This window comes from Limosilactobacillus ingluviei DSM 15946 (genome assembly GCF_001435775.1).
In the GTDB taxonomy this organism is placed as follows: domain Bacteria; phylum Bacillota; class Bacilli; order Lactobacillales; family Lactobacillaceae; genus Limosilactobacillus; species Limosilactobacillus ingluviei.
In genome coordinates this window covers 96947-116312 of sequence record NZ_AZFK01000005.1, presented here as the reverse complement: position 1 = coordinate 116312, position 19366 = coordinate 96947, and the positions used below count along the sequence as shown (strand labels likewise).

Sequence of the window (19366 nt, the reverse complement as noted above, 5' to 3'; positions counted from 1 at the left end):
CAGGTGAGATCGAATTTTACATAATTCGTTTCTCCACCTAAAAGGGAGCATATCAGGGCGGTTGGAATGGTGATCTTTTTTCGGTTAAGCTTGATCTTGAGCCAACAGTTGGCGGATGTGCGTTTGTAACGCTTGGCCGGCGGCTTGCACGGCAGGTAAGGTCCGTTGCAGCTGTTGCAGACTAACCGTCAGCTGGCGCTGAGCGTGGCTGATGGTTTGTAAATCTTGTTGCAATTGGCGCCAATCCGCGGCCAACTTAGTTGTTTTCGTTTGCCAGTTGGGCCACGATGGCATCACAAACGGCTTGGTATTTAGCTTCATCATATGCCTCCTGGTTGTCAATAAAGGTCATGCTGAATTTGTCATCCGCATAGCGGGGCAGCAGGTGAATGTGGGAATGGAAGACGGATTGGTAAGCGGCCTTTCCGTTGTTGTTTAAGATGTTCATTCCCACGATCTTGGGGTTAGAGGCCTTGATTGCCCGGGCAATCTTTGGCAAGCGGGCAAAGACTTGGGCGGCCAAATCCGCATCATAGGCAAAAATATCTTTGACGTGGTGCTTAGGTACGACTAAGGTGTGACCAGGGGTGGCTTGCGAAATGTCGAGGAAGGCATAGACGACCTCATCTTCATAGACCTTGTAGCTCGGAATGTCACCATTGATGATTTTACAAAAAATGCAGTCTTCCATTTGATTACGCCTCGTTTCTTAAGTTTTAAATGGGGTTGTTGACACCCCACGTTGCGATAGTTAATACCAGTATACCGCACTTCCCTTGTGGTATACTTGGAGAATGAAAACTTTTTTAGAAAGGCCTGAAAAAATGACGTTAGAAATTAAAAACCTGACGGGGGGCTACTCCCAGTTGCCGGTACTTCACCAGGTCAGCTTTACCGTGGCTGCGAGCGAATTGGTCGGCTTGATTGGCCTCAACGGGGCGGGTAAGTCCACGACTTTAAACCACATTATTGGTTTAATGCGCCCTTTCAGCGGACAGATTACCTTAAACGGGACCGCGCTAGCCACCGATCCGGTTGCGTATAAACAACAGATTGCCTACGTGCCTGAAACCCCGATCCTCTATCCAGAACTAACCTTGCGCGAACACTTGGCGCTTACGATCAAGGCATACCAATTAGCCCCTGAGCCAGCCTGGCAGCGGGCCCAGGAACTGCTAACGACGTTTCGGTTGGCGAATAAATTGGATTGGTTTCCAGCCGATTTTTCGAAGGGGATGAAGCAAAAGGTAATGATTGTGATGGCCTTTTTGACGGAGGCCAAGCTTTTTATCGTTGATGAACCGTTCTACGGCTTAGATCCCTTAGCGGTTCGGGATCTCTTGGCGTTGATTGAAGCACGCAAGCAGGCTGGCGCGGCGATTTTGATGTCCACTCACGTCTTGGATACCGCCCAACGCTATTGCGACCGCTTTGTGCTATTAACCGATGGGCGGGTTAAGGCCCAAGGGACGTTAGCGGACCTCAAAGCCCAAGCGCCGGATCCGACCGCCTCGTTAGATGAAATTTACCTAGCCATGGCAAGGGGGGAGCAGGATGCGTGATTTGTTTATTGCGCGCAAGCAGCGGCACTTTACTCAGCTGTTGAAGTATTGGCGCTTGGTCTTTAATGATCACTTCATCATTGCCCTGTTCTTCTTGTTTGGCGCCCTCGCGTATCGTTACGCTCAGTGGCTGCCCACGGTGGCTCCCACGGCGTGGTGGGTGTGGCCGGTGGTGTTAGCTTGGCTGACATTAGTGACTCAGGCCGGGCAATTGGCGACCTTGGTGCAGCCGGCTGATCCGGTCGTCTTGCTGCCCCAGACCAGTGCCGCGCAGGGGTATTTTCGGGCCGCCTTTTATTACAGTGCTTGGCGCGGCATCTTGCTCAGCGAAGCGGGGCTGGTGGTGAGTCTGCCTCTTTTGCTGCGGGTCAAAGATCTCAGTGCCAGTGCCTTGCCGTGGTACGTGGCCGGGCTGGTCGGGGCCGCGGCGGTTTTGAAATGGGGTTGGTTGAAATCTGCCTACCAGCAGCTGAGCTTCCAACGGCGGGGCGTGGCTTGGTGGCAATGGGGTCTCCCCTTGGTGGGCTGGAGCTTGAGTTTGGCTTGGCCCCTGGTTGGGCTGGGCTTTGGGCTGGGGTGCTTGCTGTTCAAAAAGCCAGCCCAAGCACTTGACTGGCGGCACGCCGTTGCATTTGAACAGCAACGCATGGACCGCCTCTATCGCTTCTTTAACCTCTTCACCGATGTGCCAGCGGTTCAGGGAAAAATTCGGCGCCGCAAATGGCTGCAAGGGGGCGTTCGTTGGCTGCAGGGGGGCCCTTCGGCGTGGGATTACCTCTATGCGCAAGGCTTGGTGCGCAACGTTGAAGTGGGTAATTTAGTCTGGCGGTTAACGGCCGTCGCGATGGTCGTGACGTATTTTGTTACGGTCCCGTGGCTCAATACCCTGTTGGTCTTGTTATTTATTTACCTGGTCGCCAGCCAGGTGATCCCCTTTTATCACCAATACGACCAAATTGTCTTTCCCCACCTCTTCCCGCTCCCAGCGGCAACGCAACCCGCGGCGTTTCGGCGGTTAATGAATCGGTTGCTGAGCGTGGTTGCTGCCCTGATTGTGGTCGCCTCGTGGTCGGTGGGGCGGACCAGCTTTTTATGGTGGCATGCTGGGGGCAACGTGCTGTTAGCGGGGATTGAAGTTTGGCTGCTGAACCGGTATTATTTGAAGGTACGAATTAAGAAAAAGTGAGGAAGAAACTTACATGCGTGTAAAACACAAAAAGTGGGCGGAACCGTTATTGGCCGCCCATCCCGAAAAAATGGCCCTGGATGCAGCCCAATTCAAAGGGCATTGGCAAGAGCGGTTTGAAAAAGTTCAGCCGTTACATTTAGAGGTCGGCATGGGCAAGGGTCAATTTATCATTGGCATGGCCAAGGCGCACCCGGAAATTAATTTTATCGGCTTAGAAATTGAAAGTACGGTCGCCGCCATTGCCTTAAAAAAAGCTTTGCCGGAAAAGCTGCCTAATTTGCAAATGATTCGGGCTGATGGCGCGGGGTTGGAAACGTTCTTTACCGATGGGTCAATTGAACGAATTTACTTGAACTTTTCGGATCCGTGGCCGAAAACGCGGCATGAAAAGCGGCGCTTGACCTACAAGAGCTTTTTAGCCAACTACCAACGGGTCTTGAAGCCGGGCGGTGGTTTAGAGCTTAAGACGGACAACATGGGCTTCTTCGAATATTCCCTGACCAGTTTTAATAACTACGGCCTGGTCTTTGATGGGGTCTGGCTGGATTTGCACCACGCGGCGGAAAACGAAGGTAACGTCGAAACGGAATATGAACAACGCTTTGCGGCGCTCGGCCAACCAATTTATAAAGTGAAGGCTCATTTTAAAGCTGAATAGTTTAGGGTTAGCACCGTGCTCAGCACGGTGTTTTTAAATTGGTCTAGGTGATAAAAAACAGTAAACAAAAAATTTGCGCAACGGGTTGCCTCAGACTGAAAATGCTGCAGAATTGGGTGGTAACGCTAGGTCAGACGCAGGTTAAAATTACGTAAAAATCCCGGCAAAAGATTTGAAAGCGTTTGACAAGCGGCGCCGAGCGTGAGAAGATATGGCCGTTGAACAGATAAAAATTGGATTGGTATAGTTAAGAGGGGATCAACTAAGATGAAACTAACAACCAATGAATTGCTTAACCGCGGCCCGAAAAGCAAGCGGGCCCCAGAAGGCCCCAAACTGACTGATGGTCAGGTGACGCTGACCCAAGCGGCTTGGGTGGGGCCCCAGTTGATGGCCCAAAGCGAGACGGCTTACCTCAAGGTTCGGCTGACTACGCCATTATCCCCAGCTGAGGGGACATTATTGGGACAAATCTCGCAAGCCGGGGTCCGGTTGGAGCTCACCGGCCTCACCTGCTTAGCAGAGCTGCGCTTAGTCTTGCTCTATTTGGCTTGGGCCACGCCGACGGTGATCCAATTGCCAGTGCAAGGGGACTGGTTGGCCACAGCGCGGCAGTTGAGTTGCGGGATGTTCCTGAGCAAACCATGGGAGCGGTCGGTAAATAAAAAAGCGATCCCAGTCAGGATCGCTTGGTTGGCCGCCCGCTAAGCGTTTGGCACTCGTTTCATTTCTAAAATGGAGCCGGTGTAGGCATCTGCTAAGAAGCGGTAAGTGGTTAATCGATCATCTTCTTGGCGGGTGATGCCACCTTGGTAGGCTTGCGTGCGGACAGCAAAGCGTTGGAAGGGCCGGGCTTGGTAGTCAATCCAACTGCCCGTAATCGGGCCTTCCTTTTTAAAGTCGTTGATGACCAAGCGGAGAATTGCGTTGGCACTCAACTTGCGGTCACCAAACAATTTACCAGCTAAGAAGCCCGCGGCTCCAGATAATCCGAGGGTAACGGGAATCACCCAGGGGTTAAGGGAAGAATTAGAACTTGCCATTGTCTGCCTCACTTCTCTCATGTAAAGTAAACATATTGTAACACATGTGGCGCAGAAGCCAAAAATTTTCCCGGTTTGAGCAAACCATTGGTGAAAGTTGGAAAATTGTGTATAATTATCCTTACAATTAATAAGTATGGAGGAGAGCGAATGGAAAAGTTACCAAAGATGACCCAAGCAGAATTAAAGCAAAAAGTTGCTACGGGCAAGTATGTCCTCTTTTTTACGGCGGATTGGTGCCCAGATTGCAACTTCATCAAGCCGGCAATGCCAGCAATTGAAGCCGATTTTAGTGATTTTACCTTCTTGCTGGTTGACCGCGATGAAAATCTGGAATTAGCAGCTGAGCTGGGGATCATGGGGATCCCTAGCTTTGTGGCCTACCAAGCGGGGCAGGAAATCGGGCGGTTTGTCAATAAGGACCGCAAGACGAAAGAAGAAGTTGAAAGCTTCTTACAAAGTTTGCCAGCTTAATGGCAGTCGCAGGGTGGTCCCAAATGGGGCCACTCTTTTTGTTTGCTTTGTCGCGCGGAGAGCAACTTGTGGTAAACTATAGACTGATTTATTTAGAAATATAGATTGTGAGGGATTCATTGCCATGTTAATTGCAGGCTACAACCCGGCGGAGCTGGGGGATATTTTAGTAACGATGACGGCACCGGGGACTGGTGAACAAACGGTGGAAAAAAAGGGGCAGGTCGTGGCGATCACGGCTGCCGATGGTCAATTGTTGGGGTACAACTTCTTGGCTGCCAGTGCCATCCTGCCGGAATTAGCGACGGGGGTCAACGGGAATGTTGATCTGACCGCTGCTCAAGTGGCTAAGCTCAACGCGGCGATTCATGAAGCGGGCTTTACGGCTGAATTGACCGCCGCTTTGACCCCACATTTCCAAGTTGGCTATGTTGAAAAGATGGAAGACCACCCGAAGTCGGACCACTTACACATTACGACGGTGGACCTGGGCGATCACAAGCAACAGATCGTCAGCGGCTCGCCAAACATGCAAGCCAACGTAAAAGTCGTCGTGGCCAACGTCGGCACGATGATGCCCAGTGGCAGCATTATTTGGCCGGGGGCCCTACTGGGGGTTGAAAGCAACGGGATGATTTGCTCGGGGCGGGAGCTCCACTTGAAGGGTGCCCCCCAAAAGCCAGGGGCCTTGATTTTGCCGGATGATTTTGCCCCGGTGGGAGCGGCCTTTGATTTTACAAAGGGAAATGAATTGTTTGCCTAAGAAAGGAAGCGGCAAAATGGAACAGAAACACTATTACTTTATCGGGATCAAGGGGACCGGGATGGCCGCTTTAGCCGAGGTCTTGTTTGATTTGGGGCATACGGTTGAAGGGTCAGATATTGAAAAAGAAACCTTTACCCAAGGTCCCCTGCTTGAAAAGGGGATCCAAATTCACTCTTTTGATCCAGCTAACTTGCGCGCCGGGATGACGGTGGTGAAGGGGAACGCCTTTGGGATGGATCACCCGGAAGTGCAACAAGCGTTGGCCTTAGGGCTACCCGTCCAGTCTTACCCAGAAACGGTGGAAGAATTGGTCCAAAGCTATACCAGTATTGGGGTCGCTGGTGCGCACGGTAAGACCAGTACGACGGCCTTGTTGTCCCATGTGCTGGCGGGGGTGGCCCCAACCAATTACTTGATTGGCGATGGGGAAGGGAATGGGCAAGCCGATGCCCGCTTCTTTGCCTTTGAAGCCGACGAATACCGGGATCACTTCTTGGCTTATCACCCGGATTACGCCATCATGACCAACGTTGATTTTGACCACCCGGATTATTTTGCTGATTTAGCCGCGGTCCAAGCTTCCTTTGAAACTTACGGTCGGCAGGTTAAGAAGGCAATTTTTGCCTGGGGGGACGATCCAAGTCTGCGGCAGTTAAAGGTTGACGTGCCGGTCTACTACTATGGTACCAAACCAACGGATGACTTCTACGCCGTTGACATTCAGCGGACGCCGGCCGGATCGACCTTTACGGCCTTTTACCGGGAAAAGAAGCTGGGCGAATTTACGGTCCATCTTTACGGGGAACACAGCGTTTTGAACGCCTTAGCCGTAATTGCCGTGGCCTACTTGGAACAGGTGGATTTGACGGAAATTCAACGTGAATTGGCCAGCTTTACCGGGGTTAAGCGGCGCTTTGCCGAACATAAGGTGGGAGAAGCAACCATTATCGATGACTATGCCCACCACCCGTCAGAAATCAAGGCAACGCTGGATGCGGCCCGGCAAAAATACCCAGATAAGGAAATCGTGGCGGTCTTCCAGCCGCATACCTACTCGCGCTTGCAAGCCTATTTAACGGAATTTGGTCAAAGCCTTACCGCCGCGGATCAGCTGTACGTGACGCCGATTTTTGGTTCAATTCGCGAAGCGGCGGGGCAAATCTCCAGTGCCGACTTGATCAAGCTGGTGCCTGGCAGCAAAGCGATTGATTTGGATTCCATTGATCAATTGTTGACCCACCACAATGCCGTGGTTGTTTTCATGGGCGCCGGTGATATTGAAAAGTACGAAGATGCTTATGTAGCGCGCTTACAATAGGGCTTAAAACGGGAGGTCGGAATATTCCGGCCTTTTTATGACCGAATAGTTCACAAAGAAAAGGTTAAGTTGCTTGCCTTCTACGGTGGGATTTGCTAGGATTTAGCTAGATTAAACGTCAAAGATAGTCAAATTTGAAGGGGGATTTGAATTGAACGATTTCTTTTCTCAGGAACCGCAACGGCGGGAAGTTAATACCGACGTGGTGGGACTGAATCGCTTTTTAACCCGGATGTACGGGAACATGGCTTTAGCCGTCTTGGTCTCGGCTTTGACCGCCTACTTATCAATGACGGCCTTTCGGGCGGTAATTTTTTCCTACTTTGCGGCGCACAGTGGGATGGTGTGGTTGGTCTTGCTATTGCCAATTGCCCTCACCTTTGGGATTAACGCCAGTGCCCAGCGCAATCCGGTCGGCAGCTTCGTGATGTTGATGGTGACCGCGATCATCTACGGCCTGGTTTTTGCACTGATTGCGGGAGCTTACACGGGGGCCAACATTGCCGCGGCGTTCTTGTCTAGTGCGTCCTTATTTGTCTTCTTAGCAATTTATGGGACGGTTACCAAGCGGGATCTTTCCCGGGCCGGGGGCCAAGCGACCGCCGCATTATTCGCTTTGATGATTGCTTGGATCATTAATATGTTCTTGCAAAGTCCAGCGATTACCTACATCTTTTCCTTTATTGCGGTCATTATCTTTGTGGTTTTGACTGCCTGGGATGCTCAAAAGATGAAGCAACTGTACTTACAAGCGGGCAGCCAAGTTTCGGTCAGTGGTTTAGCAGTGATCGGGGCCTTGCAATTGTACTTGGACTTCATTAACCTGTTCTTGCAACTCTTGCAAATTTTTGGGATGTCGGATCGTGATTAATGAAAAAACAGCGTTGGCGATTAAGTCAACGCTGTTTTTGATTGTCTAAGCAGGTTGGGGAGTACCATCTAAGTTAAAGAGGGGCAGCGGGGCCAAAAAGGTCACGTCCGTACGCTTTTGGGCGGCCCCCTCGGCAAGGACGGCCGCCCTACCGACGACGGTGCTGCCAGCTTGCTGGAGGAGGCTTTCGGCGGCCTTCAATGATTCGCCAGTACTGATTACGTCATCGACGAGGATCACTTTTTTTCCTTGCAGGGCGGCTGCATCTGCCCCGTCCAGGACCAAGGTTTGCGCCTGGGCGGTTGTGATCGATTTGACCGTGGTGGTCAGTGGCTGTTGCATGTAGCTTTTAATGCTTTTGCGGATGACAAAGGAGCGGGGATGGTTGGTCAAGCGACTTAAATCGTGTGTTAAGGTCAGGCCCTTGCTTTCTACGGTAACCAGGTAATCGAAGGGGGTGGTTAAGCGGGCTGCCAATAGCTGGGCAGCTTGATAGGTCAAGTCATCATCGCCTAACAAAACAAAGGAAGCAATCGCGGTGGTTGCATTAATGGGCACGAGTGGCAAACGGCGAGTTTGGTTGCCGATGGTTAGTTGGTATTCCATGATTTCTCCTTTTCCCGAACAATATGAGCTCGAAATACTTATTAAGATCGCCTTTAACGGTATTATCTTACCGTTGCGGACGAAAATTGTCAATTTTGTTTGGCTGGGCCTGCCGGCGGCCGTTTTCCCAGGGCGGGTTGACGTCGGTAGTTTGGTTGGCAACCTTCACCGGGGGAAATAGGAAATAAAAGAAGGGTGGGGGAGACTCCACTTTTTTGTTACAATGAAATTGACGCGATCGGAAAGGACGAGGTAAATGACCAAAAAATTATTATTGATTGATGGAAACAGCATTGTCTTTCGGGCCTTTTTTGCGATGCATACGCAAATGGACCGCTTTACCAACCAGGCGGGGCTGCATACGGCGGCAATTTATGGTTTTAAGTTAATGTTGGACCATATTCTGGCGGATTTTCAGCCCGATGCCGCGTTGGTGGCCTTTGATGCGGGGAAGACGACCTTTCGAACGGAACGCTACGCGGAGTATAAAGCGGGGCGCAATCAAACCCCAACGGAATTGACGGAGCAATTTCCCTATGTGCGCCAGTTGGTCAAGGCCAGCGGGATGCACGCTTACGAACTGCCTAATTATGAGGCTGATGACATTATTGGGACGCTAGCCCAAGCCGGGGATCAAGCGGGCTACGAAACCTTGATTGTGTCTGGGGACCGCGACTTGACCCAGCTGGCTACGGAGCACACGACGGTTGCCGTGACCAAGAAAGGGGTCACTCAAACCGAACACTTTACGCCGGCTTATATGCTCGAAAAGCTGGGGGTAACGCCGACCCAATTTATTGACGTCAAGGCGCTGATGGGGGATAGCTCGGATAATTATCCGGGGGTCACCAAGATCGGGGAAAAGACGGCGATCAGCCTGATTCAAGAGTATGGTTCGTTGACTGGCTTATACGAGCACGTTACTGAGATGAAAAAGAGCAAGCGCAAGGAAAATCTGATCAATGAAAAAGAGATTGCCTTCAAGTGCCAAGATCTGGCCCGGATTCGGCGGGATGCGCCGGTCACGGTGAGCTTGGCTGATTTGACCTATACGGGGCCGGATCATGCGGCGCTGGTGGACCTGTATCAAGAACTGGATTTTAAGTCCTTTTTAACCAAGCTGACCCCGGATGAAGCCACGGCGCCGAGCGGGGAAACGGCGGTTGCTTTCACCCCGCTCACGGCTGAAAACTTAGCGGCCGTTGGGCAGCTGAAGGCGCCGTTGACGTTGCACCTTGAACAATCCCAAGCGAATTACCACCTGGCTAAAGTGGAAGGCTTTGCCTTGGGCGATGGCCAGCATTGGTTTGCCAGTCGGGATGCGACTTTATTGACCCAAGCACCAATTAAGGAGTTATTGGCCGATCCTAAGGTCGCGATTAACCTGTTCAATGCCAAAGCCCACCTGGTCTTATTGCACCGCTTGGGGATTGATTTGACCGGGATCGATTTTGATTTGCTGCTGGCGTCGTATTTGCTGAATCCAACTTTGAATGCGGATGACGTGGGGACATTGGCGCACGAACATGACTATTTGGCCATTTTGTCCGACGAAGAATTGTATGGCAAGGGAGCCAAACGCCAACTTCCAACTGATGATGCGGTCTTTTTGCGGCACTTGGTAGCCAAGGGACAAGCGATTGCCAAACTGCAACCCCAATTAGTGGCCAAATTAAAGGCCAACGAGCAATGGCCACTGTATACCCAAATCGAGCGCCCCTTGAGTACGGTGTTAGCACAGATGGAAATGGCGGGGATCAAGGTTGAAAAGGCGACCCTAGAAGCGATGGGCAGTCAATTATCAGAACGGCTCAGCGAATTAGAAACGGCAATTTATCAGGGTGCCGGCGAAGAATTCAATATCAATTCGACTAAGCAGCTGGGCACGATCTTGTTTGATCAATTGGGCTTGCGGCCGATTAAAAAGACCAAGACGGGTTATTCGACTTCGGTGGCGGTCTTGGAGAAATTGGTTGATCAGCATCCGATCATCAATAAGATCTTGGCCTACCGTCAAATTGCCAAGTTACAATCCACCTATATCGCCGGGTTGTTGAAGGTAATTCATGCCGATGACAAGATTCACACCCGTTATTTGCAAACCTTAACGGCGACGGGGCGTTTGTCTTCAGTGGACCCGAATTTGCAAAATATTCCGGTGCGCTTGGAAGAAGGGCGCAAAATTCGCAAGGCCTTTGTTCCCAGTCAACCCGGTTGGCAAATTTTCTCAGCTGATTACTCGCAAGTGGAACTGCGGGTGTTAGCCCATGTAACGGGAGATGCCAATTTACAGGCCGACTTTTTGGCGGGGGAAGACATTCACGCGGCCACGGCGCGGCGGATCTTCCACCTTTTGCCAGATGAAGAAGTTGATCCCAATATGCGGCGGCAGGCCAAAGCGGTTAACTTTGGGATTGTGTATGGCATTTCCGACTTTGGCTTGGCCCAAAATATTCACGTGACTCGTAAGCAGGCCCATGAATTTATTCAAGCCTACTTTGCGGAATTTCCGGGGGTTGAAAAGTATATCCATGACATTGTGGCCAGTGCCCGGGAACAAGGCTACGTTGAAACGCTGACGCACCGGCGCCGTTATTTGCCGGATATTCACGCTAAAAGTTTTAACTTACGCTCGTTTGCGGAACGAACGGCGATGAATACCCCGATCCAAGGCAGTGCGGCTGACATTATCAAGATGGCGATGATTAAGATGCCAGCGGCCTTGCAGGCCCACGGGCTGCAAGCGCGGATGTTGTTGCAAATTCATGACGAACTGGTCTTTGAAGCGCCGGCGGAAGAAATTCCGCAACTGGCGCAGGTGGTACCAGAAGTAATGGACTCAGCCATGCAGTTGGCAGTACCGCTGAAGGTCGAAAAAAAGGCCGGGGCCACCTGGTATGATTTAAAGAAATTGCCGGATTAGTGCATTGGGATGGAGGAGCCCAAGTGGTTCCCCCGCCTTTTTATTTTGACCGGAAAACAGGCACAAGCCTTGTGAAAACACGATGAAACTGCCTATAATATGGCTAAAAAAGGAAAGTGAGCGATTTTATGCCAGAATTGCCAGAAGTTGAAACGGTCCGGCGGGGCCTGTTGCGGATTGCGGCCGGCCGACAAATTCAGGGGATCGATATTTTTTACCCGAAGATGATTGAAAATCCAGTGGACGAATTTAAAGAAGCTTTAGTTGGGCAAACGATCGAAACGATCGACCGGCGGGGCAAGTACCTGCTGTTCCGGTTTAGCAACCAGTTGACGATGATTTCGCATTTGCGGATGGAGGGCAGTTACTTTAACCAACCCACTGGCACCACGATCGATAAACACGTCCACGTGCTGTTCCACTTTACTGATGGGACTGATTTGGGTTACCGTGATACCCGTAAATTTGGGCGGATGCACTTAGTGACCACGGGAACGGAAATGAATTACGGGGGCTTGGCCAAGATTGGGCCCGAACCCACCGCCGCCACGTTGACAACGACGTATTTGCAGGAAATCATGCACAAGTCACGCAGCAAAATCAAGCCCTTTTTATTAGACCAATCCCACGTGGCTGGGTTAGGAAATATCTATGTTGATGAGGTCTTGTGGGAGACAAAAATCAATCCCGAGCAGCCCACCAATACGATTCCGGCGGCGAAGGTTGCTCAGTTGCGGGACAACATCATTCACGAATTGGCCCGGGCGACCAAGCATCACGGGACGACCGTGCATACCTTTAAGAATGCCTTCGGGGATGCGGGAGAATTTCAAAATCAGCTCGATGTATATGGCCGCAGCGGGGAAGCGTGCCGGCGTTGTGGCACCAAGTTGGTTAAAATTAAGGTCGCCCAGCGCGGGACGACGTTTTGTCCACATTGCCAACCCTTGGTAGCCAGTGATGACTAAGGTATTGGGGCTGACCGGCGGGATTGCGACCGGTAAATCAACCGTGTCACGCTTTTTGCACCAGCAAGGGGCGGTTGTGATTGATGGCGATTTGGTAGCGCGTCAGGTGGTGGCCCCGCATCAGCCGGGGTTAGCGCGTTTGGTAGCCGCCTTTGGGCCGACGATCCTGGCCCCTGATGGGACGCTCAAACGCGCCCAATTGGGGCAAATGGTCTTTGGTCATCCCGCGGCCGAAGCGAAGCTCAATGGCATTTTGGGGCCTTTAATTCACCAAGAAATTGTTTGGCAACTCACCCAGGCCCGCCAAGCCGGGGTGCGTTTAGTGATCTTGGATGTGCCGCTCTTATATGAAGGGGGCTACGAAACGCTTTGCGATGCGGTGATGGTGGTTCAGGTCAGCGCGGCGACCCAATTGCGCCGCCTGATGGCCCGCAATGGCTATGATGAAACAACTGCCCACCAGCGGATTAATGCCCAGTGGCCTTTGGCTAAAAAGGCAGCGCGCGCCCAAGTTGTGATTAACAACGAAGGCAGTGTGGCTCAAACCCACCACCAAGTTATGGCCTGGCTGTTTCAGTGGCTTTTGCCGGTATGGTATAATTAAATAATTAGTTAAGCTCAGGGCCGGGGTTGGGACTGCCCTAACCAACGGATGGCCCTTGATTGAGGAGGGGAGCGCATGATTTGTCCACATTGTCAGCATAATGGCTCGCGGGTGGTGGATAGTCGGCCCAGTGAAGATGGGACCTTTATTCGCCGGCGGCGGGAGTGTACCCATTGTGGGTTCCGGTTTACCACGTTTGAACGCTATGAAGAGACGCCGTTGCTGGTGGTTAAAAAAGACGGCACCCGGCAAGAATTTAGCCGGCAAAAAGTGTTAAACGGCTTGGTGCGGTCGGCCGAAAAGCGGCCGGTCAGCATGGAAAAGTTGACGGATATTGCGGCCAATGTTGAAGCCCGGGTGCGGCGCTTGGGCGAAAATGAAGTTTCCAGTCAGGTGATTGGGGAATTTGTCATGAATGAGTTGCAAGAAGTTGACCAGATTGCCTACATCCGTTTTGCCAGCGTGTACCGCCAGTTTAAAGACGTCGATGCTTTTATGAGCGAATTAGAAGCCATCGTGGCCAAACAGCACCAAACCGAGGGGCCAACCCATGCTTGAGCGTTCACCGCTGACCCCTAAGAGCCACTATGTTATCAGTGCCGGGGCTAATTTTACTGGGCTTTCGCAGCCGACGTTTGTGCCGTATTATCAGCCCTTGTTAGGCTCAGCGGCGCTAGGGGTGTTGCTGGCTCTGGCAACGGAGCTGCACCCCCAACCGTTATTAACGGCGCCCGCCCGGATTAATCAATTACTGGTGCAACTGAACACGGGGATCCGCGAATTGACGGCAGCGTTGGATCGCTTAGAAGCCTTACGCTTGGTAAAAACCTTTGAGCAAGCAAGTGAACTGGGCGTGGTCTTTGTCTTTGAACTGCAACCGCCCTTACGGCCCGGTGAATTGTTAGCAGATGACTTATTATCGGTCTTGTTATTACAACAAGTTGGCGCCGCACGTTTTGATCAATTGGCGCGCCAAGCCCAGCAATTTAGCTTGGATACCAGTTCGCTCAAGCAAGTGACCAAGAGCTTTTTTGCGGTGTTTAAGCCGGATGAAACAACCAAGGCCCAAGATGATCAGGCCTTGCAAAAAGCCCGGCAAGGCCTGATCCAAGCGGCCGCGCCAGCGCAAGTTACTGCCCCGGATTTTGACTTTGGCTTCTTTTTACAACAAGCAACTAGTCTCGGGGTTCCCCAAGCGGCTTTGCAAGCTGCCCAAAATTTAATTTTGGCTGAACACCGCCTGTATGCGATGGATGAATTTCAACTGGCGAACTTAGCCGCCCGGGCAACGGATATGGCGACCAACCAGTTTAATGAACTGAGTTTTAAGCGCCAAGTTCAAGCGGCTAATCAGCCGCCGGCGGCCCCACCGTCAAGCACACCGGGGACTGATGATATGACCGGGTTGTCAGCCGCCATGCGCCAGCTGGTTAATTTAGCGAATCAGGTGCCGCCGGTTGAATTTTTACGGCAGTTAAAGGAACAAAAGGGGGGCTTTGTAACCCCGGCTGAACAGCGAACGTTGACGGAGCTGGCCCAAAACAGTCGTTTGTCCAACGGGGCGTTGAATGTTTTGACCTGGTACTTGTTGGTCGATCAAGAAATGCCCAATTTAGTAGCGAACTTAGCTAATTCAATCGCGTCGACCTGGCAAAGTCTCGGGGTAGCTTCGGCGGCTGACGCGTTGCGCCAAGCTCGGCGCCACCAACAGCAAAAACAAGCCCGCTTGGCCCAGCGCAACCAACCGAAGGGCAAGTATACTAAGCGGCCGCGGATTAAAGAACAATTGCCAGATTGGGCTAAACAGGCGAAGCCAGCGGCCTCGTCAGCCGCGGTCAGTTCTGCCAGTGTGCAAAAGATTGAAGATTTGCTGGCCGATTTGAAAAGTGATTCGCCAGACAAGAAACAGTAATGCTTGAAAGGAGGTGCCAAAATGGAATCCCTGAATCAGACCCTTGACCATTTATTGGCCCAGCAGGCTGGCAATGAAAGTTACCAGCAGCTCATGACGGAAGTTTTTGCTGATCCTGAAGTGCAGGCCTTTTTGCAGGCCCACCAAAGTGAATTAAGCGCGCAAAGCATTCAGCGGGGGCGGGCAAAATTGTATGAATACGTGCACGAACGAAACTTGGCCAATCAAGGGCGGGTTAGCGTAGCGCCAGGGTATGTTCCGAAGCTCGTTGTCTCCGCCGGCCAAATTGACGTGGCCTATGTGCCAACGGACCAGTTAAAAGCCCAACGCGCCAAGGCGGCCCGTTTAGCCCGGGTGACCCCAATCAGCATGCCCAAATTCATTCGCCAAGCTAGCTTCGATGCCTTCTTTCGCGAGGGACCGAATGCGACGCCAAGCCGCAATCAAGCCTTAGAGCGCGCCTTGATGTTTGTCAAACAATACAGCCCGAACCGGTTTGTTCCGGGGCTGTATTTATCCGGCAGCTTTGGGGTGGGAAAGACCTATTTATTAGGAGCAATTGCCAATCAGTTAGCAGACCAGGGCGTGCAGACGACGTTAGTACATTTTCCGTCCTTTGCGGTTAAAATGAAGAGTTCAATTGGGAAAAATACGACCGACCAGGAACGGGACCGGATCAAACAAGTCCCGGTCTTGATGTTGGACGATATTGGTGCGGATGCGCTCTCGGCTTGGGTACGCGACGAAGTGCTGGGGGTAATTTTGGAATACCGGATGCAAGAAGAATTACCGACCTTCTTTACTTCGAATTTCACGATGGCCCAATTGGTCGATCATTTGGCGATCGACAACCAGGGAAATCAAGAACCGCTAAAGGCCATGCGGATCATGGAACGGATTCGGTTTTTATCGCGCGAAATTGTTGTTGAGGGCGATAATTTGCGGCAAAAACTGGGAAATTCTTAAAAAGGCTTGACTTTCCACTTTAAATCACATAAGCTAGTAAACGTTGAAAGAAAAAAGCAGAAGCACCCGCTTCTCGCCTTGGTGATAAGTGTCGCCGGGCTGACGAGTTGAAGTACGACGATCGAGAGGATTCTCGGTAGTTTTGCGGCGGGGTGTTTTACCCCGCCTTTTTGCTTGATCTTTCCACTTAAAAAAATCGGAGGTGTGTTGCCATAGCTCAGGGAATGATTGTCAATAACGGTATTCGGGCCAAAGAAGTCCGGCTGATCGACCAAAACGGTGAGCAACTTGGGGTTAAGACCAAGGAAGAAGCTTTACGGATGGCTGAAGAGGCAGACTTAGACCTCGTCTTAGTTGCGCCAAAGGCACGGCCGGCGGTTGCACGGATTATGGACTACGGGAAGTACCGTTTTGAAATGCAAAAGAAGGAACGGGAAGCCCGGAAGAACCAAAAGACGGTTGCCGTCAAGGAAATTCGGTTGAGTCCCACAATTGATACGAACGACTTTAACGTGAAGTTAGGTCGGGTCCGCAAGTTCATCGAAAAGGGTGACAAGGTCCGCGTCTCACTGCGCTTCCGTGGTCGGGCGATCACGCACAAGGATATCGGTCGCGACATGATTGAAAAGATGGCTGAAGAAACCAAGGACATCGCAACGGTTGTGCAACGACCAAAGATGGAAGGGCGGAGCATGTTCTTAACGTTGGCTCCGCTCAACGACAAGGCAAAAAAATAAAAGAAGGTAGGAAATCGTTATGCCAAAGATGAAGACTAATCGCGCTGCTGCTAAGCGTTTCAAGCGGACTGCTAAGGGTGGATTCAAGAGCGGTAACTCTTTCACCAGCCACCGTTTCCACGGTAAGACCAAGAAGCAACGTCGTCAATTACGGGGGCTGTCGATGATGGACAAGTCCAACGTAAAGCGTTACAAGAAGATGATTCCTGCTAAGTAATTAGCAGCGACCAACCAAAATTAAGCAAAAAATTCTAGGAGGTTACCACTATGCGAGTTAAGGGTGGAACAGTTACGCGCGCACGTCGGAAGCGCATCATGAAGTTGGCAAAGGGTTACACTGGTTCTAAGCACCGCTTGTTCAAGACGGCGAAGGACCAAGTCATGAAGGGTTACACGTACGCTTTCCGTGACCGGAAGGCTAACAAGCGGAACTTCCGTGAACTTTGGATTGCCCGGATCAACGCTGGGGCCCGCATGAACGGGATCAGCTACTCCAAGCTGATGCACGGTTTGAAGCTGGCTAACATTGACATCAACCGCAAGATGTTAGCAGACTTGGCTGTTAACGATGCTGACGCCTTTAAGGCATTGGTTGACGAAGCTAAGAAGGCTTTGAACTAAACTTAATTAATCAAGCCCAAAAAAGATTAGGACGGTTCAAGGACTAGCCCTAATCTTTTTTTTAACTTTGGTTTTCGCGTGGACAGTGCCCGGGATTGGATTGGTCGTTTGAATTGAACCGCTAAAGCTCCCCCGGTATAATTAGCATGATTAACAATTAGGTGAGGAATTAAGCAGTGTTAGAGATTTTCAAGCCCACTTGGATGGTAAAATCGATATATCAAGTTTCCCCAACAGAACTGAAGCAGGCGGGGATCAAGGCTGTTTTAAGTGATTTAGACAATACTTTGATTGCCTGGAATAACCCCGATGGGACGCCTCAGTTGCGCACTTGGATGGAAGCGCTAGCCGCTGAAGGGATCCCGTTAGTGGTGGTTTCCAATAACAACCGGCGGCGGGTCGCCAAAGCAGTCGCCCCGTTGCAATTGCCGTTTGTTGCCCGGGCCTTGAAGCCATTGGGGATCGGGATTAAACGGGCGTACCGGGACTTAGGCTTGTCGCCAGATGAAGTCGTGATGGTGGGGGATCAATATTTAACGGATGTCGCGGCTTCCCACGCGGCTGGCGTCCGGTGTATCCTAGTCCAACCGCTGGTGACCAGTGATCAATGGAACACTAAGATCAACCGGTTTTTAGAACGCTTTGTTAAACAAGCACTCCAAAAGAAGTATCCAGAACAAACCTGGCAGGAGGGATTAAATGACTGACCAACAAGAAGAATTACGGTGTATTGGTTGTGGAAGTGTGATTCAAACGACTGACCAGCAAGGGTTGGGTTACACGCCGCAATCTGCTTTGGAGCGGGGCCTGGCCAGCGGTGAGTTATATTGCCAACGGTGTTTTCGCTTGCGCCACTACAATGAAATTGCGCCCGTGGCGTTGACAGATGATGATTTTTTAAAGCTGTTGAATCAGATTCGGGATGCCCAGGCCCTGATTGTGTACGTGGTGGATATTTTCGACTTCAACGGCAGCCTGATCCCAGGCTTACACCGGTTTGTGGGGGATAATCCGGTCTTACTGGTTGGAAATAAAGAAGACTTGTTGCCGCGCTCCTTACGGCGTTCTAAGCTGACGGATTGGCTGCGCCAGCAAGCCAATCAAGCGGGGATTCGACCGGTGGGGACGACTTTGGTTTCCGCCAAGAAAAATCACCAAATTGAAGCCCTCTTAGACCAAATTGAACAGCTGCGTGGCGACCGGGACGTCTACGTGGTAGGGGTTACGAACGTTGGGAAATCGACATTGATCAACCAAATTATCAAGCAACGGACCGGCGTGCAAGATTTGATTACGACTTCGCGCTTTCCGGGGACCACGTTGGATAAGATCGAAATTCCGCTCGACGATGGCCACCAATTAGTCGATACCCCGGGGATTATTCACCAAGAGCAAATGGCTCACGTCCTACCAGCTGAAGATTTACGGTTGGTAGCGCCGCAAAAAGAAATTAAGCCGAAGACGTACCAGTTAAATGATCAGCAAACGATCTTTTTGGGTGGGCTCGGTCGGTTTGACTATCTTAAAGGACCGCGGGCTGGGATCGTGGCGTATTTTGACAACAATTTACCCTTGCACCGGACCAAGCTGGCCAATGCCGATCAGTTCTATGACCGCCATATCGGTGAATTGTTGACGCCTCCCCGAACGGACCAATTGGCGCAATTGCCACCACTAGTCCGCTATGAATTTAAGACCACGGTGAAAAGCGATTTGGTATTTGAAGGGCTGGGATGGATCACCGTTCCTAAGGGGGTCACGGTTGCCGGTTGGGCCCCCAAGGGAGTAGCGGTCCTGTTGCGCCCAGCGATGATTTAATAAAAGTGAGGAAAAAAGATGCAATTACGCGGAAAGCAAAAACGATTTTTACGGGCGCAAGCCAACCACTTACAACCCTTATTTGCCGTTGGTAAAAATGGGTTGACCCCGGCGTGGGTGGCCCAATTAACGGGTGCCTTGGAACACCGGGAACTGATCAAGGTTAACCTGTTGCAAAATACCAGCGTTGATGTGACAGAAGTTAAGGATTACATTGAAGCCCACAGTGAGATTCAAGTGGTGCAAACGATTGGACGGGTCTTGGTGCTCTTTAAGCCGGCTTCTAAGCCCCAATTCCAGGATCTCTCCATTCAAGTCGCCAAACTATAA

General features: G+C 51.3%; 24 protein-coding genes. 20 read left to right on the top strand and 4 right to left on the bottom strand.

From position 1 onward, the window contains the following. Positions 1 to 84: 84 nt before the first annotated feature. Complete coding sequence (locus FC43_RS10985; RefSeq protein ID WP_156648220.1) at positions 85 to 321, bottom strand: hypothetical protein; 237 nt, start codon at positions 319 to 321, stop codon at positions 85 to 87. After that, positions 257 to 691, bottom strand: a complete 435-nt coding sequence (locus FC43_RS01475; RefSeq protein ID WP_056953548.1) for an HIT family protein — start codon at positions 689 to 691, stop codon at positions 257 to 259. The genes FC43_RS10985 and FC43_RS01475 overlap by 65 nt, the downstream gene beginning before the upstream one ends. 133 nt (positions 692 to 824) lie before the next feature. Here FC43_RS01475 and FC43_RS01470 point away from each other — a divergent pair, with 133 nt between their 5' ends. The 4 genes from FC43_RS01470 to FC43_RS01455 all read left to right on the top strand — a co-directional run bounded on the left by FC43_RS01470 (position 825) and on the right by FC43_RS01455 (position 4117). Then, a complete protein-coding gene (locus tag FC43_RS01470; protein WP_056953545.1) occupies positions 825 to 1562 on the top strand; it encodes an ABC transporter ATP-binding protein in 738 nt (245 codons plus the stop codon). After that, positions 1555 to 2748 carry an ABC transporter permease gene (locus FC43_RS01465; RefSeq protein WP_056953543.1) on the top strand — a complete coding sequence of 398 codons (1194 nt, stop codon included), beginning with the start codon at positions 1555 to 1557 and terminating at the stop codon, positions 2746 to 2748. The genes FC43_RS01470 and FC43_RS01465 overlap by 8 nt, the downstream gene beginning before the upstream one ends. 13 nt (positions 2749 to 2761) lie before the next feature. After that, the gene (gene trmB, locus FC43_RS01460; RefSeq protein WP_019205718.1) at positions 2762 to 3409 is read left to right on the top strand and encodes a tRNA (guanosine(46)-N7)-methyltransferase TrmB; all 648 of its coding nucleotides are present in this window, start codon (positions 2762 to 2764) and stop codon (positions 3407 to 3409) included. Between the two features lie 267 nt (positions 3410 to 3676). Then, positions 3677 to 4117: a hypothetical protein gene (locus FC43_RS01455; RefSeq protein WP_056953541.1), complete on the top strand. Its 441-nt coding sequence runs from the start codon at positions 3677 to 3679 to the stop codon at positions 4115 to 4117. Here the strand turns inward: FC43_RS01455 and FC43_RS01450 are convergent. Continuing rightward, complete coding sequence (locus FC43_RS01450) at positions 4114 to 4452, bottom strand: hypothetical protein (RefSeq protein WP_056953539.1); 339 nt, start codon at positions 4450 to 4452, stop codon at positions 4114 to 4116. The two genes, FC43_RS01455 and FC43_RS01450, sit on opposite strands and share 4 nt — an antisense overlap. 150 nt (positions 4453 to 4602) lie before the next feature. Between FC43_RS01450 and FC43_RS01445 the strand changes: the two genes are divergently transcribed. From FC43_RS01445 to FC43_RS01430, 4 genes are all read left to right on the top strand, one after another. Continuing rightward, entirely contained in the window at positions 4603 to 4926 is a 324-nt protein-coding gene (locus FC43_RS01445; protein WP_019205715.1) for a thioredoxin family protein, read from the top strand. A gap of 124 nt (positions 4927 to 5050) precedes the next feature. Continuing rightward, entirely contained in the window at positions 5051 to 5689 is a 639-nt protein-coding gene (gene ytpR / locus FC43_RS01440; protein ID WP_056953537.1) for a YtpR family tRNA-binding protein, read from the top strand. 16 nt (positions 5690 to 5705) lie between these two features. Next, on the top strand, positions 5706 to 7010 hold the full coding sequence (gene murC, locus FC43_RS01435) for a UDP-N-acetylmuramate--L-alanine ligase (protein WP_056953535.1): 1305 nt from the start codon (positions 5706 to 5708) through the stop codon (positions 7008 to 7010). A 151-nt stretch (positions 7011 to 7161) separates the two neighbouring features. Beyond that, positions 7162 to 7881 (top strand): Bax inhibitor-1/YccA family protein, encoded by a 720-nt coding sequence (locus tag FC43_RS01430; RefSeq protein ID WP_056953533.1) that lies wholly within the window; start codon positions 7162 to 7164, stop codon positions 7879 to 7881. A gap of 45 nt (positions 7882 to 7926) precedes the next feature. On the opposite strand, the gene FC43_RS01425 is transcribed toward FC43_RS01430, so the two are convergent. After that, on the bottom strand, positions 7927 to 8487 hold the full coding sequence (locus FC43_RS01425; protein WP_019205711.1) for a phosphoribosyltransferase family protein: 561 nt from the start codon (positions 8485 to 8487) through the stop codon (positions 7927 to 7929). A 256-nt stretch (positions 8488 to 8743) separates the two neighbouring features. Here FC43_RS01425 and polA point away from each other — a divergent pair, with 256 nt between their 5' ends. The 12 genes from polA to yhbY all read left to right on the top strand — a co-directional run bounded on the left by polA (position 8744) and on the right by yhbY (position 19366). Further along, positions 8744 to 11410, top strand: a complete 2667-nt coding sequence (polA, locus tag FC43_RS01415) for a DNA polymerase I (RefSeq protein WP_056953530.1) — start codon at positions 8744 to 8746, stop codon at positions 11408 to 11410. Between the two features lie 128 nt (positions 11411 to 11538). Continuing rightward, complete coding sequence (gene mutM / locus FC43_RS01410; protein WP_019205708.1) at positions 11539 to 12378, top strand: bifunctional DNA-formamidopyrimidine glycosylase/DNA-(apurinic or apyrimidinic site) lyase; 840 nt, start codon at positions 11539 to 11541, stop codon at positions 12376 to 12378. Next, on the top strand, positions 12371 to 12982 hold the full coding sequence (gene coaE / locus FC43_RS01405) for a dephospho-CoA kinase (RefSeq protein ID WP_040469886.1): 612 nt from the start codon (positions 12371 to 12373) through the stop codon (positions 12980 to 12982). The genes mutM and coaE overlap by 8 nt, the downstream gene beginning before the upstream one ends. Before the next feature lie 75 nt (positions 12983 to 13057). After that, entirely contained in the window at positions 13058 to 13540 is a 483-nt protein-coding gene (gene nrdR / locus FC43_RS01400; protein ID WP_056953528.1) for a transcriptional regulator NrdR, read from the top strand. Further along, the gene (locus FC43_RS01395) at positions 13533 to 14894 is read left to right on the top strand and encodes a DnaD domain protein (protein WP_056953526.1); all 1362 of its coding nucleotides are present in this window, start codon (positions 13533 to 13535) and stop codon (positions 14892 to 14894) included. The genes nrdR and FC43_RS01395 overlap by 8 nt, the downstream gene beginning before the upstream one ends. A gap of 21 nt (positions 14895 to 14915) precedes the next feature. Further along, positions 14916 to 15860 (top strand): primosomal protein DnaI, encoded by a 945-nt coding sequence (dnaI, locus tag FC43_RS01390; protein ID WP_019205704.1) that lies wholly within the window; start codon positions 14916 to 14918, stop codon positions 15858 to 15860. A 224-nt stretch (positions 15861 to 16084) separates the two neighbouring features. Continuing rightward, positions 16085 to 16597: a translation initiation factor IF-3 gene (infC, locus tag FC43_RS01385; RefSeq protein ID WP_019205703.1), complete on the top strand. Its 513-nt coding sequence runs from the start codon at positions 16085 to 16087 to the stop codon at positions 16595 to 16597. Between the two features lie 19 nt (positions 16598 to 16616). After that, a complete protein-coding gene (gene rpmI / locus FC43_RS01380; RefSeq protein WP_019205702.1) occupies positions 16617 to 16814 on the top strand; it encodes a 50S ribosomal protein L35 in 198 nt (65 codons plus the stop codon). A 50-nt stretch (positions 16815 to 16864) separates the two neighbouring features. Then, complete coding sequence (gene rplT, locus FC43_RS01375; protein WP_040469709.1) at positions 16865 to 17218, top strand: 50S ribosomal protein L20; 354 nt, start codon at positions 16865 to 16867, stop codon at positions 17216 to 17218. Between the two features lie 176 nt (positions 17219 to 17394). Beyond that, complete coding sequence (locus tag FC43_RS01370) at positions 17395 to 17925, top strand: YqeG family HAD IIIA-type phosphatase (RefSeq protein ID WP_056953525.1); 531 nt, start codon at positions 17395 to 17397, stop codon at positions 17923 to 17925. Then, a complete protein-coding gene (gene yqeH / locus FC43_RS01365) occupies positions 17918 to 19036 on the top strand; it encodes a ribosome biogenesis GTPase YqeH (RefSeq protein ID WP_056953523.1) in 1119 nt (372 codons plus the stop codon). Before FC43_RS01370 ends, yqeH begins: the two co-directional genes overlap by 8 nt. 18 nt (positions 19037 to 19054) lie before the next feature. Beyond that, on the top strand, positions 19055 to 19366 hold the full coding sequence (gene yhbY / locus FC43_RS01360; protein WP_019205698.1) for a ribosome assembly RNA-binding protein YhbY: 312 nt from the start codon (positions 19055 to 19057) through the stop codon (positions 19364 to 19366).

Bases quoted from the DNA above. Each gene is read 5' to 3' on its own strand.
- trmB (WP_019205718.1), top strand. From the start codon at position 2,762: ATGCGTGTAAAACACAAAAAGTGGGCGGAACCGTTATTGGCCGCCCAT.
- FC43_RS01395 (WP_056953526.1), top strand. From the start codon at position 13,533: ATGCTTGAGCGTTCACCGCTGACCCCTAAGAGCCACTATGTTATCAGT.
- rplT (WP_040469709.1), top strand. From the start codon at position 16,865: ATGCGAGTTAAGGGTGGAACAGTTACGCGCGCACGTCGGAAGCGCATC.
- FC43_RS01475 (WP_056953548.1), bottom strand. From the start codon at position 691: ATGGAAGACTGCATTTTTTGTAAAATCATCAATGGTGACATTCCGAGC.
- rpmI (WP_019205702.1), top strand. From the start codon at position 16,617: ATGCCAAAGATGAAGACTAATCGCGCTGCTGCTAAGCGTTTCAAGCGG.
- ytpR (WP_056953537.1), top strand. From the start codon at position 5,051: ATGTTAATTGCAGGCTACAACCCGGCGGAGCTGGGGGATATTTTAGTA.
- FC43_RS01445 (WP_019205715.1), top strand. From the start codon at position 4,603: ATGGAAAAGTTACCAAAGATGACCCAAGCAGAATTAAAGCAAAAAGTT.
- FC43_RS01465 (WP_056953543.1), top strand. From the start codon at position 1,555: ATGCGTGATTTGTTTATTGCGCGCAAGCAGCGGCACTTTACTCAGCTG.
- FC43_RS01450 (WP_056953539.1), bottom strand. From the start codon at position 4,452: ATGGCAAGTTCTAATTCTTCCCTTAACCCCTGGGTGATTCCCGTTACC.
- infC (WP_019205703.1), top strand. From the start codon at position 16,085: ATGATTGTCAATAACGGTATTCGGGCCAAAGAAGTCCGGCTGATCGAC.
- mutM (WP_019205708.1), top strand. From the start codon at position 11,539: ATGCCAGAATTGCCAGAAGTTGAAACGGTCCGGCGGGGCCTGTTGCGG.
- yhbY (WP_019205698.1), top strand. From the start codon at position 19,055: ATGCAATTACGCGGAAAGCAAAAACGATTTTTACGGGCGCAAGCCAAC.
- yqeH (WP_056953523.1), top strand. From the start codon at position 17,918: ATGACTGACCAACAAGAAGAATTACGGTGTATTGGTTGTGGAAGTGTG.
- murC (WP_056953535.1), top strand. From the start codon at position 5,706: ATGGAACAGAAACACTATTACTTTATCGGGATCAAGGGGACCGGGATG.
- FC43_RS01425 (WP_019205711.1), bottom strand. From the start codon at position 8,487: ATGGAATACCAACTAACCATCGGCAACCAAACTCGCCGTTTGCCACTC.
- polA (WP_056953530.1), top strand. From the start codon at position 8,744: ATGACCAAAAAATTATTATTGATTGATGGAAACAGCATTGTCTTTCGG.
- nrdR (WP_056953528.1), top strand. From the start codon at position 13,058: ATGATTTGTCCACATTGTCAGCATAATGGCTCGCGGGTGGTGGATAGT.
- FC43_RS01455 (WP_056953541.1), top strand. From the start codon at position 3,677: ATGAAACTAACAACCAATGAATTGCTTAACCGCGGCCCGAAAAGCAAG.
- dnaI (WP_019205704.1), top strand. From the start codon at position 14,916: ATGGAATCCCTGAATCAGACCCTTGACCATTTATTGGCCCAGCAGGCT.
- FC43_RS01470 (WP_056953545.1), top strand. From the start codon at position 825: ATGACGTTAGAAATTAAAAACCTGACGGGGGGCTACTCCCAGTTGCCG.
- FC43_RS10985 (WP_156648220.1), bottom strand. From the start codon at position 321: ATGAAGCTAAATACCAAGCCGTTTGTGATGCCATCGTGGCCCAACTGG.
- coaE (WP_040469886.1), top strand. From the start codon at position 12,371: ATGACTAAGGTATTGGGGCTGACCGGCGGGATTGCGACCGGTAAATCA.